Below are 13,436 nucleotides of genomic sequence, written 5' to 3' on the forward strand. Positions count from 1 at the left end.
GAAATCAGGGTTAAATTCTTTTGATCAAGGTATGAATAAGTAGCCGCAGGAACAAACTGAGAAAACGACATAATTCAGAAATAAAAATTGACGATATAAAGTTTTATTGAAGATTATTTTGCCATATTCTTAAAAAAATGTGTATTTTCTGCGAATTAACCATTTAAACTATAAATATGGAAGAGTACTTACCGTTGATTATTCAACTAATTTCGGGCGCCGTTGGAGGTAATTTGGCAGCAAAACTATTACCAAAACTCAATCTGGGAACACTTGGCAACTCCATTTCGGGAATTCTTGGTGGCGGACTGGGAGGATACCTATTGGGTATGCTCGGTCTTGGCACTGATGGGGGAATGGATGTATCAGGAATTCTTGGAAGCATTGCCGGCGGTGGTGTTGGAGGCGGGGTTATTATGGCCATTGTAGGAGCCATAAAAGGAGCGATGTCCAAATAGGTAAATCATACAATGTGAAAAAGGAGCCATTATGGCTCCTTTTTTGTTTGCAGCCGATAATCAAATTTCTACATTTGAAGCAAATAGTTTATCTCAATGAAATATCATCAAATCGACAACCAACTTTTTATCAAAAACCGAAAAAAATTCATGGCTCAAATGAAGCCAAAAAGTATTGCGGTTTTTAATTCCAATGATATCTATCCTATTAGCGCCGATAGTACAATGGCCTTTGAACAGCATCGAGATATTTTATACTTGAGCGGAGCTGATCAGGAAGAAACCATATTGTTGCTTTTTCCGGAGGCCAAGGATAAAAAGCACCGTGAAATTTTGTTTGTTCGTGAGACCAATGAACACATCGCTGTTTGGGAAGGGGCCAAGCTCACCAAAGAACAGGCAACCCGGGTTTCTGGAATTGAGACTATCTATTGGCTCACGGACTTTGACAAGGTATTTTTTGATTTGATGACGGAAGCCGATGCCATCTATTTTAACACCAATGAGCATTATCGACAATCGGTGGTAACCCAAACCCGAGAAGATCGATTTATTGAAAAATGCAAAAAGGATTTTCCTGCGCACCAATGGGCAAAAAGTAATCCCATCCTTCAACAAATAAGAGGAATAAAAGAACCTGAGGAAATTAGCTTGATGCAACAAGCATGTGACATTACCGAAAAAGGATTTCGAAGAATTTTGCAGTTCACCAAGCCAGGAGTTTGGGAATATGAAATGGAAGCAGAGTTTTTGCACGAATTTGTTCGGAATCGCTCCAAAGGTTTTGCCTACACTCCGATCATTGCCTCGGGAAACAATGCCAATGTGTTGCACTACATTGAAAACAACCAACAGGTCAAGGACGGTGATATGATCCTTATGGATTTGGCCGCGGAATATGCCAACTATGCCAGCGATATGACCCGTACCATACCCGGCAACGGACGGTTCACGGATAGACAAAAAGCGGTTTACAATGCTGTGCTAAGAGTCAAGAATGAAGCAACTAAAATGCTGGTTCCTGGAGTAATCTGGGCAGAATATCACAAAGAAGTGGGTAAAATCATGACTTCAGAACTTCTCGGTCTTGGTCTATTGGATAAGGCTGATGTTCAAAATGAAAACAAAGATTGGCCCGCCTATAAAAAATACTTCATGCACGGAACCAGTCATCACATTGGGTTGGACACACATGATTACGGTGAGCTAAAGACACCGATGAAAGCCAACATGGTTTTTACCGTGGAACCGGGAATCTATATTCCAGATGAGGGTATGGGAGTACGTTTGGAGGATGATGTGGTAATCCAGGAAAGTGGAGAGCCTTTTAACTTAATGCGCAACATCCCGATCGAGGTTGATGAAATCGAGGAGTTGATGAATTCCTAATGCATCCTTTAAGACAACATATTCAGGAGTTGATACCATTGACCGATGCGGAATTTGATGTTGTCCTAAGTCATTTCCAACCCATAAAGAAACGCAAGCACCAATATATCGTCCAAGAAGGGGATTTCGTAAACAAAGAATATTGGGTAATAAAAGGGTGCTTAAAAAGTTGCTTTTTTGATGAAGATGGAAAGGAGCATATCCTCCAGTTCGGCATGGAGAATTGGTGGATCACTGACTATGAATCCTTCATCAAAAAGACGCCATCAAAAATCGCAATAGACTGTATTGAAGATTGCGAACTGTTGTACATCTCGTACGACAATCGTGAAAAGTTGACGGCCCAAATGCATAAAATGGAACGTTTTTGGGCCAAAAAAAGTAAGTATGGCAGAATAGCACTTCAAAAGAGAATTTTATCCCTCCTAAAAAATTCAGCAAAAGAACGCTACAACCTTCTTTTGGAAGAATATCCCCAACTTTTTCAACGCGTACCCAAAAAATTGATTGCCGCCTACCTTGGCGTTTCCCGAGAAACCTTGAGTCGACTTTCCTCCTAGGACCACACGCACCTTTTTCCATGGTCACGTGTGACATATGTCACACATAATCTGTGATTTACCTCCTTTCTGTCCTTGCGGCTTCGTGGGAACTTTGTTCCATAATTTAAAATAAGAAATATGCCATACGTAAACATTAAGGTTACCGATGAACAGGTGACCACAGCACAGAAAGAGCAATTGATCAAGGGAGTAACACAACTGCTTGTAGATGTTCTAAACAAGAACCCGCAAACCACGCATGTGGTTATAGACGAAGTGCCCTTGGGAAACTGGGGACACAACGGAAAACAATACACAGGAACTAAAACACAGACAAAATGAAAAACAAAACAGTAATAATTACAGGTGCCTCAACCGGCATTGGTAGGGAAACGGCCAAGTACTTTTTGGATAAAGGCTATAATTTGGTCATGAACTCTTCCAACGAAGAGAATTTGAAAGCAACTTACGAAGCTTTTGGCTCTCCGTCCAACGCCATGTACTTTGCCGGGGATGTTAGTCAGCCGGAAACTGGAAAACAGCTGGCAACCTTAGCCCTGGAAAAGTTCGGAAGTATTGATGTCTTGATCAACAACGCAGGGGTTTTTGCACCAAAGCCATTTCTTGACGTCACCCAAACCGATTTGGAGCGTTTTTGGAAAATAAATCTTTTGGGGACCTACTTCACTTCCCAAGCTGTTATTCCCCAAATGGTGAAACAGCAAAAAGGAGCTATTATCAATGTAGGAACCGTTTTGGTGGATCATGCCATAGGTGGTTTTCCTGCAACGGCGCCCCTAACCAGCAAGGGAGCAATCCATGCGTTGACCAGACAATTGGCGGCCGAATTCGGGAAGGACAATATTAAGGTGAATACCATTGCTCCTGGAATCATAAGAAGTCCGTTACAAGGTAAAATGGGTATCGAAGATGCCGACAGTTTATCAGGGCTACATTTATTGAACAGGATTGGAGAAGCCAAGGAAATAGCTGAAGCTGCCGAGTATTTGGCCACTTCTGATTTTATAACCGGAGAAACCATAAATGTGGCTGGTGGACATACCGTCGGTCATTCAATTTAAAAATATTACGATGTACAAAGAAAACATTACGGCAATAGAACAGTTGATAGCGGATTATTTTGAAGGAATTTTCAAAGGGGAAATCCATAAACTCGAAAGAAGCTTTCATGATGACATCCACCTTTATGGGGATATTAATGGGGAGGACTACCTCAAAAGCAAAAATGAATATTTGGAAGGCGTAAAATCCAGAAAGAGCCCTTACGAACTGAAAGAGGATTTTCAAATGAAAATCGTTGGGGTCGATATTATGGGAAAGGTTGCCATGGCCAAGGTTCATGTACCCTTTTCAGGATATAATTACTATGATTACCTATCCATGGCCAAAATCGATGGGAAATGGATCATTGTGAATAAGATATTCTCCCATGTGGAATAAGGGTTGGTTTTAATTTCAAAGCGGTTTGTGCTAGCGAACCGCTTTTGACTTTATAGTACATTTGCCACTATATTTACTAACGGTAAAAGCAATATAAGGTGAAGCCATTTCTATTTTTAATCCAACAGCCCAATATCGAGGAAAAAATGAAAGAAGCTCCAGACAGCGCCTACGAAATTGGAGTTGTGATTGGTTCCTACATTCCTTTTGTGGTTTTGGTCGGAATAGCCTATGCCATTTATCATTATACAAAAAAGAAGAGAGGAGATTACTAAAATTCTGGGCGAATGAAAGTTGGTTTTTTGGCTGAATGCTACCCGCAATTGGAAAAAGCCCTTATTGAGGAAATTGCTGAGCACTCCATAAAAAAAGATTTTTTGACTGGCGACCATGTTGTAAGGCAAGGGGAGTTTATGAGATACCTACCCATTGTAATCTCAGGGACCGTAAAAGTTTTTAGTCAAGAGGATTCCATTCAATTTCTACTATACTATATGGCTTCAGGAGGATCGTGCATATATAGCTTCGCTCATATACTTAGAAATGAACAAGCTGATTTTTCGGCAACTGCGGATACTGACAGCACATTATTGCTGCTTCCTGTGGATAGGGTAAGGCTATGGATGCAGAAATATCCTTCCTTCGGGAATCTGGTATTTGACGATTTTCAAAAACACTACACAGATTTATTAAGGACAACGAAGCAACTTATTTGCTATAAGCTCGAAGATCGCCTTGTTGAGTATTTAAAGACCAAGTCCAAAATTGAAAAATCGAATCTTCTAAATATTTCGCATCGCGAAATTGCCGATAATATGGGGACATCTAGAGAGGTTATATCAAGGGTGATGAAAAAACTGGGAGTCGCGGGAAAAATAGAACAGCAAGGACGAAAAATAAAAGTGCTCTAAAGTAACATAAGTCACTGTTCCGCAGGTGTGTGGAGACTAGTTTTGTGGCATTAAAACATGTCACTTATGTCTGAAGAAACACAATTGATCCCGGGAAACACCTTGATTACCAACAATCCTGAAGAAGGTAGGGCGCTTGCGATTAAAATCGCTAGGCTTACCATAAAGATTACACAACCAGATGCTGAGGTGCGCGAGAAACTTCGCCCCACCTATGCCAATGATGCGGCGATGCTCATTGCGATCGGACAAACTGTTGCCGCTGAATTTGCAATCATTGCCCAGGCAAATAATTACTGGAGGTGATTCCTCCCTTTTTTGTAATCTCAGGGGAGTTAAATTCAAAAAGGAGATTTATTTTCAATCCAAAATGTCACGTTTTTATCCTTTAAATTGTCATGGATATAAAACGTAAAAATTGGACCTACAAGATTTTCATAATAAGCTGTTCCCTTACGCCTATAATATACTTGGCTCTTCGGAAGATGCAAAAGATGTTGTTCAAAATGTGTTGACGAAATATTTCACTATCGACAAGCAGCACATAGACAATGAAACTGGGTATTTGATCAAGTGGGTGATCAATAGTTCGATAAACGTAAAAAAGAGAAAAAATCAACTAACAGTGGATAGAATGTGGCTTCCCGAACCATATTCAACAGAAAATGCCGATGACAATATTAATAAGGAAGAGATTTTGTCATATTCCTTATTGGTTCTTCTCGAAAGCTTGACGGCAAAGGAACGGGCCGTTTTTATCTTAAAAGAGGCTTTTGATTATTCCCACAAGGAAATTGCAGAAGCTGTTGACATTGCTATAGAAAATTCAAGGAAGTTACTGAGTAGGGCAAGAGTTAAGCTGGGAAATTATAGGACTAACGCTACTACAAACCAACAACAAAGCACCTCATACCTTGAAAATTACATGAAGGTCATAAAAAATGGGGATATCATGAACTTGGAAAAGTTATTGTCCCAAGACATTTTGTTGGCCGCGGATGGAGGGGAGAGTATCAACGTGGTAAGGGAGTTGACAGAAGGAACCAAAGCAACTTCCAAATTACTGCTATACGTTCATAAGGCTTTTCTGGAGGGTCTGACTTTTAAAATTGGAGTTGTAAACCATCAACCTGCAATCTTGTTCTTTAAAGATGAGGTACTGTACAACTGTCAAGTTTTTAATCTCGTTGAAAATAAGGTCAGAAATATCTACTCAATTGTGGATCCTGTGAAATTACAGTCACTTTCAAAATAAATCTGTCACGTTTTTGCCAATTCGATTGTCATGCTTTTGAATCTAATAAAATGACAAGAGATGAAAACATTACTAAGGATAGATTGCAGTTCCAGAACTGCGGGGTCCCATTCTAGGGCTTTGGCCGATTACTTTGAAAAAAGGTGGAAACAGGCAAACCCACAAGGCAGGATAGTTTTTAGAGACCTGGCTAAAGAAGGCCTTCCCCATATCCAGAACAATACCATAGAAGGGTTTTATACTCCCAAGGAAAGGATCACTTCAGCATTGAGTGAAGCCCTTGCCTTGTCGGACGAATTGATTGCAGAATTAAAAACTGGGGATGAAATTTTGATAAGCAGTCCTTTGTACAATCTGAATGTTCCCTCAAATCTAAAAGCATATTTCGATCAGGTGGTAAGGATCGGACACACTTTCGGCATCAATGAAAATGGGTATTACGGTTTATTGAAAAACAAATTGTGCTATTTGATAACAGTCAAAGGAGGAGTTTACCAAGGAACACCCATGGAAAAATATGATTTTCAAGAACCTTATCTGCAAGCGATTCTTTCGCATATGGGTATAAAAACAAGAAAACTATTTTCTCTTGAAGGCTCTAGTGATGGGACCATCCTCAAGAAAAACAAACAGATATTACAGCACAATATTGATGAATTATTTAAAGACTAAGGCAATGAATACAACGAAAGAAAATTATTTTGAAGACAGTTTGGAAGACAATGCGTCCATTGTAAAACCTAATGAGGGAGAGCGACTCGATTTAAATACTATTTCGATTACTTTTAAAGTGACCAGTGAAATGTCCAATGACCAATTGGGGATTTATGAAATTACACTACCTCCAATGGCGATCGGGGCAAAATTGCACTATCACAGGTTTATGGATGAAACCTTTATAGTGAACGAGGGAGTCTTGACCATACAAGTTGCGGAGGATGAATATCAAGCCCAACCAGGAACTGTTGTCTATGTTCCCAAATTTACCCCGCACGGGTTTAAGAACGATACCAATAAGCCTGTAAAACTGACTTTGGTGTTCAATCAATCACAAAAGCGGGAAGGTTTTTTTAGAGGGTTGTACGAGACATTGAATGAGGTTCCGATTGACCCAAATAAATATTTGAAGCTATATAACAAATATGACAGTTTTCCTGTGGATATCAATAATATGATACCCATGCGGGATTAAAAAGTTGGACATAAGCATAGGGCAATAAAGTAGCGGTCCATACCAATGTTTGGGCCGCCATTTTATAAGTTTACTATCTGCGAATTATTTCTTCGGCAAAAAATTTGTGGCCATAAAAACCACCAAAGCTGGCAGCACCCAACCCATATGATATTCCCTTAAGGGAATCCATGACGTAAAAGAGGTAATAGTTTCTCCGTAACCAATGCTACCTAAAAAATCAGGAATACTGAATAAAACTGTTGCCGTTACTACCCATTTAAAGATTTTAGGGGAGGCATATTGCTCTGGTACTACATTCAATAAAATCAACACAATGGTAATGGGGTAGATAAACATCAAAGCAGGTATGGCCACGGCAATAATATAGCCAACGTTGAATTGACCCATCAACACACCGAGAACACAACCAATGATTGCGGTGATAATATAGGCTTGTTTGGAATCGTTGAATCGCCCTTTGATAAAATCTGCAGTTCCAGTAACGATGCCAACCGCCGTGGTAAAGCAAGCCAAACTTACCAAAATACTTAGCAGAAGGCTCGCAGTATTGCCCCATGTTTCTAAACTGATACCACTTAGAAGGGCAGTCCGCGAAATCTCTGTGTCAAAAGAATCTCCAAACAAGGCTCCTGTTAAAATAAGTCCTGCATAAACCAAGAACAATCCAAGACCTGCTAACCAACCTGCCTTTCGTATCAAACTTTTTTTAACCTCATAAGAGGATGAAGTGTCCTTTAGATTGATGGAAATAATGATCACTCCCCCGACCACAACGGCGCCGATGGCATCAAAGGTTTGATAGCCTTCAAGGATACCGTGGGTAAATGGATTTTTAAATTCGGTGCCACCAAAACTGAAATCCATATTAAAAATAGCGGCTCCTATAATTAAAAGGAGAACAATTAGAATCCCAGGAGTTAGGAGCTTACCTATGACATCTAAAATTTTGGACCGATTGACCACAAATACATAGACCAAAGCAAAGTAAATGACACTAGTCAACAAAGAAGAAGAATTCCAAATAGGTTGAATGGCCATTTCGTGTGTTACTGAAGCAGTTCGGGGCGACGGCAACGCAATGGAAATGGAATAGACAATATAACAGTATATCAAACTAAAGGTGGGAGATACCTTTTTAGCAAAATCGAACATAGTGCCCTGCAACTTGGCGTGCGCCAATATGCCCATAATGGGAATTAAAACTGCCGAGAGACAAAAACCAAAGGCGACCAACCACCATAGACCGCCCGATTTAAAACCCAATTGTGGTGGAAGAATTAGATTCCCAGCTCCAAAGAATAACGAGAAAAGTGCAAAAGCGGTTACCGCGACGGTTTTTCTATTCATAAATTGTTAATAAATTTTTGATAACATAAATCAAAATACTATATTTCAATCGAGTATTACAACGGACGTATAAAGCTTTTTGTCGAATATTGTGCATTTCATCGAAAAATGGCAATTCAAAAAAAGTTTATAAAATAAAAAGTTATCAACATCCGTTGCTAAATTATAAGGTCTAAATGCAAATATTAAGATTATAAAGTAGAATTACAGAAAATTAGGCATTTTCGATCCCCAAATCGTACCAATGCTCCATCCAAACAACACCGGCTTATGAAAACATCCACTACCCCCCATGGCAATAAACTATCCTCTTTCTTCTGCAACTTATTTGGACACCATTATGTAGTGTCCAAGAAAGTTACCAAACACATAAAAGAATACAAGTGCTTGCATTGTCAAAAACAAGTGACAACGGATGTTAGTGGGAAGCTTTCCGCATTGACTCCACAAATGCAAGATATCAATAGTACTTTAGAAGATATGTACCGCAAAAGACAAAGCCGACATGTGCAACATGTAGCTTGATACAATTTTCTGATACTTTACAATATTTAAGGTTATCCCGGAGATTGAGCAAGCAGCTTTTCCTATTCAGTCCAGTGCCCCAAGACCGTTTAGTGAGCCATGCCTTGGTTTTCGGGATTTTTTTTGCCTTAAAACGAATTCCATCCCTGTGCCGTAAGCGGCACTTTTGTTTCCCCTCTTGTGATTAAATGCGCACCTTCCTTCTTGTCAGTGATATGCCCAATAACGGTTAGATTTGGATTGGCTTTGATTTTTGGATAATTGGACTGATCTATCGTAAATAGCAATTCGTAATCCTCCCCGCCGCTAAGTGCAATGGTGGTTGAATCCATTTTGAATTCTTCAGAAGTGGAAATTACCGTAGGGTCCAACGGAATCTTGTCTTCAAATAAATTGCAACCAACCTGACTTTGTTCGCAGAGATGTAAAATTTCCGAGGAGAGCCCATCACTAATATCGATCATTGCCGTAGGCTTCACCTCCAACTTTTCCAATAGTTCAACAATATCCCTTCGTGCCTCAGGTTTTAATTGTCGCTCCACGATATAGGAATAAGGTTCCAAATCGGGTTGACTGTTCGGATTGACCTTGAAAACTTCCTTCTCCCTTTCCAAAACCTGCAGTCCCAAATAAGCACCCCCTAGGTCACCGGTGACCACAAGAAGGTCATTGGGTTTAGCTCCGGTTCTATAAACGATATCTTGGTCTTCGGCAAATCCCAGTGCCGTCACACTGATCAACATGCCCTTGGTAGAAGATGTGGTATCTCCTCCGATAAGATCCACTTTGTATGTTTCGCAAGCCAGGGCCACCCCAGCGTAAAATTCTTCCAGGGCTTCTAAAGGAAATCGATTGGATACCGCAATGGAAACAGTTATTTGGGTTGCATGCGCATTCATGGCATAGATATCGGAGAGGTTTACCATTACCGATTTGTAACCCAAGTGCTTTAATGGCACGTAGCTTAGGTCAAAATGCACACCCTCTACAAGTAAATCTGTAGAGATTACCGTTTTCTTTTCATCGAAATCCAATATAGCTGCATCATCCCCAATCCCGTAGATTGAGGAATCGTGCTTCAACTTAAAATTCTGGGTAAGATGTTTGATTAACTCAAATTCTCCCAAATTCTCCAATGAGGTCCTTTGCGGACTTTTATCTTCTAGCATTTGGCAAAAATAAATAGGATAATTTTAAGTTGTATCTTTAGTAAAAACTTAAAATTGCTATACCATGCCAAGAGTGATTCTTAAAATGATTCTTGCAGCATTCGTGGTTGCTGGATGCTCAAGCGATAATGGCGGGGACAATAATCTAGGAAATGGAAACAATAATGGTGGCTCCGGGAATGGAAATGGTAACGGAGGCATTGACCTTGGCACAGGCAATGTGACCCGAGGGGCAACTCCTTGTGATGGAGGAATGGCTTCCATTTTTCCTTGTAACGGGTACGACCTTGTATTTCAAATGGATCTGGGAGCCTTTGCTGCTGGATCTGGAACTGATATTTGGGGATGGACCGATTCCACAACGAACAACGAATACGCTATAATTGCTTTTGACAACGGAACCGCCTTTGTTGATATTACCGATGAAGAAAATCCAGTGTATTTGGGAAAATTGCCAACCGCTACCGTATCAAGTGGATGGCGCGATGTTAAGGTATATGGAGATTATGCATTGATAGTTTCCGAAGCCAGTAATCATGGAATGCAGATTTTTGATTTAAAAAAACTTCGCGATGTTGCAAATCCACCTGTGGAGTTCAGCTCGGATGCACGATATACTGGAATAGGAAACGCGCACAATGTAGTGGTCAACGAAGCTTTGGGATTTGCTTATCCCGTTGGCACGGCAAGGAGCGATGCTTTTAACGGAGGGGTACATTTTATCGATATTCAGAATCCGACAAGTCCAAATGGAGTAGGTGGATATGGCGCTAATGGATATACCCATGACGCGCAAGTTGTCACTTATAATGGACCCGATAGCGATTATGCAGGACGTGAAATTTTTATTGGGGCCAATGAAAATTTTATTGCCATTGTGGATATTACTGACAAAGCCAATCCAGTACAAATAGAAACCCTTTCCTATAGCAATATTGGGTATACCCATCAAGGATGGTTTACCGAGGACCATAGGTATTTTATTCTTGGTGACGAATTGGATGAAACCGATTTTGGATTCAATTCGCGCACCTTGGTTTTTGATATGACCGATTTGGATGCCCCTCAACTCCACACTACCTATACTGGACCCACAAGTGCAATTGATCATAACGGTTATGTGGTCGGGGATGAATTTTTCCTTGCAAATTATACCGCGGGAATGCGGGTACTCGATATTTCGGATATTGAAAATGAAAACATTACTGAAATTGCCTTCTTCGATTCCTTCCCTTCAAATAATACGGCCAGTTTTAATGGGGTTTGGAGCGTATATCCATTTTTTAGCAGCGGTAAGATGATAATAAGCGACATCAACTCAGGATTGTTCGTAATCAAAAAATCCAATTAAGATAGATTTATGAAGAAGATTTGGAGTGCACTCCTCTTGGTTTTTTTTGTTGCATGCAACAATGACGATGGAGCGACTGTTCAAATAAATCCAATTCCTTTTTTAGGGGAAGTCGACTGGATAAAAAGTTTTGGAGGGTCAGGTGAAGATACTGCCCAATCCGTGGTTCAAACCACCGATGGTGGCTATGCGGTCTTGGGATTTAGCAACAGCATGGATGGTGATATTGTTGGGAAAAGCACTGATGTAAACGACTATTGGCTTTTAAAACTGGATGCTGATGGTAATTTGATGTGGAACAGAACTTATGGTGGAACCAAGGATGACCGTGGCCAATCGGTAATTCAAACTGCTGATGGAGGGTATGCGATTGTCGGATATGCCATGAGCGATGATGGTGATGGAAGCAACAACGAAGGCTTCCACGATAACTGGATCCTCCGCCTCGATGCCAGCGGGAACATTCTTTGGGAAAGAAGCTTTGGTTTTTCTGGGCACGATCATTCCTATGATGTGGTTCAAACTACCGATGGCGGATTTTTCTTTTCAGGATTTTTGGATGTTACCTCTTCTGGAGGTGATGGGAACAACGGCAAGGGCGGCTACCTTACGCGACATGGAGTCGGTGAATTCTGGGGAACCAAATTGGATGCCAATGGGAACTTGCAGTGGCGAAGATATTTTGGAGGCACCAACAATGATAGGTCATATGGTGTAGTGGAAGCCGATGATGGGGGATTTGTTCTTGCTGGGTCTTCGGAGAGCGAGGATTTTGACATTTCAGACCCTAAAGGAAGTTATGATTTTTGGGTGTTGAAAGTGAGTGGTGCTGGGGATTTGCTCTGGCAAAAATCTTTTGGAGGGACTGGCATTGATAAAGCTTATAGTATTGCCAAAACAGCTGATAATTCTTATGTCATTACGGGGAACACGTTCAGTACGGATATCGATATTTCTAGAAACAACGGGGAATCGGATGTTTGGCTGATTAAAATTGATGACAATGGTAATCTGGTTTGGGAAAAAAGTTATGGAGGAACTGCTTTTGATGCAGCCCAAGGGCTAAACCTTACGGCCACCGGAGGGTTTGTTATTGCCGGCAATTCAAAGAGTATTGATGGCGATGCAACGGAAAACAACGGTGAAAATGACCTATGGATTATACTAACAGATTCCCAAGGAAATATTATCTATCAACAAACTTTTGGAGGCTCCGGCATCGAATTCGGATTTGACGCCATTCAAAATGCCGATGGGACCCTTGTTTTAGTGGGAGAAACAGCAAGTGACGACTTTCCTGAACTTCAATCCAAGGGAATGACCGACTTGGTGGTCATCAAAATCAAATAACCCCAATACGTTCCATAGATAACCCCTATTCAATTATTCGTTATTATAATGTTAGGAAATGTGGTAAAACGCCACTAATCACCTATATTTGTACGCTATTTAGAATAAATCCAAGTAAGAATGATTAAAGTTTCAGAAACAGCCAAACAAAAAGTGGTGACTTTGATGACAGAGGAGGGCTTTGATGCTGCTACGGACTTTGTTCGTGTAGGAGTAAAGAGCGGGGGTTGCAGCGGATTGTCCTATGAATTGAATTTTGATAAAGCCGCTTCAGAAACCGATAAGGTTTTTGAAGATAACGCTGTGCGAATCATCGTTGATAAAAAGAGCTTTTTATACCTGGTCGGCACAACCTTGGAATATTCTGGCGGATTAAACGGAAAAGGGTTTGTTTTTAACAACCCAAATGCACAACGAACCTGCGGTTGCGGAGAAAGTTTTTCATTGTAGAATTGACCCTTGGTCATTGATCAATTGAACACT

The 13,436-nt window shown here is 40.6% G+C and carries 18 protein-coding genes; 16 read left to right on the forward strand and 2 right to left on the reverse strand.

Features of this window, described 5'->3' with window-relative positions; all coding sequences use genetic code 11:
* Positions 1-176: 176 nt before the first annotated feature.
* The 12 genes from ACULLH_RS02295 (at position 177) to ACULLH_RS02350 (ending at position 7,208) form a co-directional block, all read left to right on the forward strand.
* Entirely contained in the window at positions 177-458 is a 282-nt protein-coding gene (locus ACULLH_RS02295) for a hypothetical protein (protein WP_452125407.1), read from the forward strand.
* A gap of 96 nt (positions 459-554) precedes the next feature.
* Complete coding sequence (locus tag ACULLH_RS02300; protein ID WP_454087109.1) at positions 555-1,847, forward strand: aminopeptidase P family protein; 1,293 nt, start codon at positions 555-557, stop codon at positions 1,845-1,847.
* Positions 1,847-2,407 carry a Crp/Fnr family transcriptional regulator gene (locus ACULLH_RS02305; protein WP_454087110.1) on the forward strand — a complete coding sequence of 187 codons (561 nt, stop codon included), beginning with the start codon at positions 1,847-1,849 and terminating at the stop codon, positions 2,405-2,407. The genes ACULLH_RS02300 and ACULLH_RS02305 overlap by 1 nt, the downstream gene beginning before the upstream one ends.
* A 120-nt stretch (positions 2,408-2,527) precedes the next feature.
* Entirely contained in the window at positions 2,528-2,731 is a 204-nt protein-coding gene (locus ACULLH_RS02310; protein WP_454087111.1) for a tautomerase family protein, read from the forward strand.
* Entirely contained in the window at positions 2,728-3,471 is a 744-nt protein-coding gene (locus ACULLH_RS02315) for an SDR family NAD(P)-dependent oxidoreductase (protein WP_454087112.1), read from the forward strand. Before ACULLH_RS02310 ends, ACULLH_RS02315 begins: the two co-directional genes overlap by 4 nt.
* A gap of 10 nt (positions 3,472-3,481) precedes the next feature.
* Entirely contained in the window at positions 3,482-3,850 is a 369-nt protein-coding gene (locus ACULLH_RS02320) for a nuclear transport factor 2 family protein (protein ID WP_454087113.1), read from the forward strand.
* Positions 3,851-3,948: 98 nt separating this feature from the next.
* The gene (locus tag ACULLH_RS02325; protein WP_454087114.1) at positions 3,949-4,125 is read left to right on the forward strand and encodes a hypothetical protein; all 177 of its coding nucleotides are present in this window, start codon (positions 3,949-3,951) and stop codon (positions 4,123-4,125) included.
* Positions 4,126-4,137: 12 nt separating this feature from the next.
* Positions 4,138-4,761, forward strand: coding sequence for a Crp/Fnr family transcriptional regulator (locus tag ACULLH_RS02330; RefSeq protein WP_454087115.1), 624 nt, complete (start codon positions 4,138-4,140; stop codon positions 4,759-4,761).
* A gap of 66 nt (positions 4,762-4,827) precedes the next feature.
* Positions 4,828-5,067 carry a hexameric tyrosine-coordinated heme protein gene (locus tag ACULLH_RS02335; protein WP_454087116.1) on the forward strand — a complete coding sequence of 80 codons (240 nt, stop codon included), beginning with the start codon at positions 4,828-4,830 and terminating at the stop codon, positions 5,065-5,067.
* A 112-nt stretch (positions 5,068-5,179) separates the two neighbouring features.
* Positions 5,180-6,016 carry a sigma-70 family RNA polymerase sigma factor gene (locus tag ACULLH_RS02340; protein WP_454087117.1) on the forward strand — a complete coding sequence of 279 codons (837 nt, stop codon included), beginning with the start codon at positions 5,180-5,182 and terminating at the stop codon, positions 6,014-6,016.
* 60 nt (positions 6,017-6,076) lie between these two features.
* Positions 6,077-6,688, forward strand: a complete 612-nt coding sequence (locus ACULLH_RS02345; RefSeq protein WP_454087118.1) for an FMN-dependent NADH-azoreductase — start codon at positions 6,077-6,079, stop codon at positions 6,686-6,688.
* Between the two features lie 4 nt (positions 6,689-6,692).
* Positions 6,693-7,208, forward strand: a complete 516-nt coding sequence (locus tag ACULLH_RS02350; protein ID WP_454087119.1) for a cupin domain-containing protein — start codon at positions 6,693-6,695, stop codon at positions 7,206-7,208.
* An 84-nt stretch (positions 7,209-7,292) separates the two neighbouring features.
* On the opposite strand, the gene brnQ is transcribed toward ACULLH_RS02350, so the two are convergent.
* A complete protein-coding gene (gene brnQ, locus ACULLH_RS02355) occupies positions 7,293-8,558 on the reverse strand; it encodes a branched-chain amino acid transport system II carrier protein (protein ID WP_454087120.1) in 1,266 nt (421 codons plus the stop codon).
* Positions 8,559-8,828: 270 nt separating this feature from the next.
* Between brnQ and ACULLH_RS02360 the strand changes: the two genes are divergently transcribed.
* Positions 8,829-9,083, forward strand: coding sequence for a hypothetical protein (locus ACULLH_RS02360; protein WP_454087121.1), 255 nt, complete (start codon positions 8,829-8,831; stop codon positions 9,081-9,083).
* Between the two features lie 128 nt (positions 9,084-9,211).
* On the opposite strand, the gene thiL is transcribed toward ACULLH_RS02360, so the two are convergent.
* Positions 9,212-10,252 (reverse strand): thiamine-phosphate kinase, encoded by a 1,041-nt coding sequence (thiL, locus tag ACULLH_RS02365; protein ID WP_454087122.1) that lies wholly within the window; start codon positions 10,250-10,252, stop codon positions 9,212-9,214.
* Between the two features lie 64 nt (positions 10,253-10,316).
* Between thiL and ACULLH_RS02370 the strand changes: the two genes are divergently transcribed.
* The 3 genes from ACULLH_RS02370 (at position 10,317) to ACULLH_RS02380 (ending at position 13,403) form a co-directional block, all read left to right on the forward strand.
* Positions 10,317-11,603 carry a choice-of-anchor B family protein gene (locus tag ACULLH_RS02370; protein WP_454087123.1) on the forward strand — a complete coding sequence of 429 codons (1,287 nt, stop codon included), beginning with the start codon at positions 10,317-10,319 and terminating at the stop codon, positions 11,601-11,603.
* Between the two features lie 9 nt (positions 11,604-11,612).
* Positions 11,613-12,953, forward strand: coding sequence for a hypothetical protein (locus tag ACULLH_RS02375; protein ID WP_454087124.1), 1,341 nt, complete (start codon positions 11,613-11,615; stop codon positions 12,951-12,953).
* 120 nt (positions 12,954-13,073) lie between these two features.
* Positions 13,074-13,403, forward strand: a complete 330-nt coding sequence (locus ACULLH_RS02380; protein WP_136468784.1) for a HesB/IscA family protein — start codon at positions 13,074-13,076, stop codon at positions 13,401-13,403.
* The last annotated feature ends 33 nt before the right edge of the window (positions 13,404-13,436 follow it).

It is taken from the genome of Flagellimonas sp. 2504JD4-2 (genome assembly GCF_053642935.1).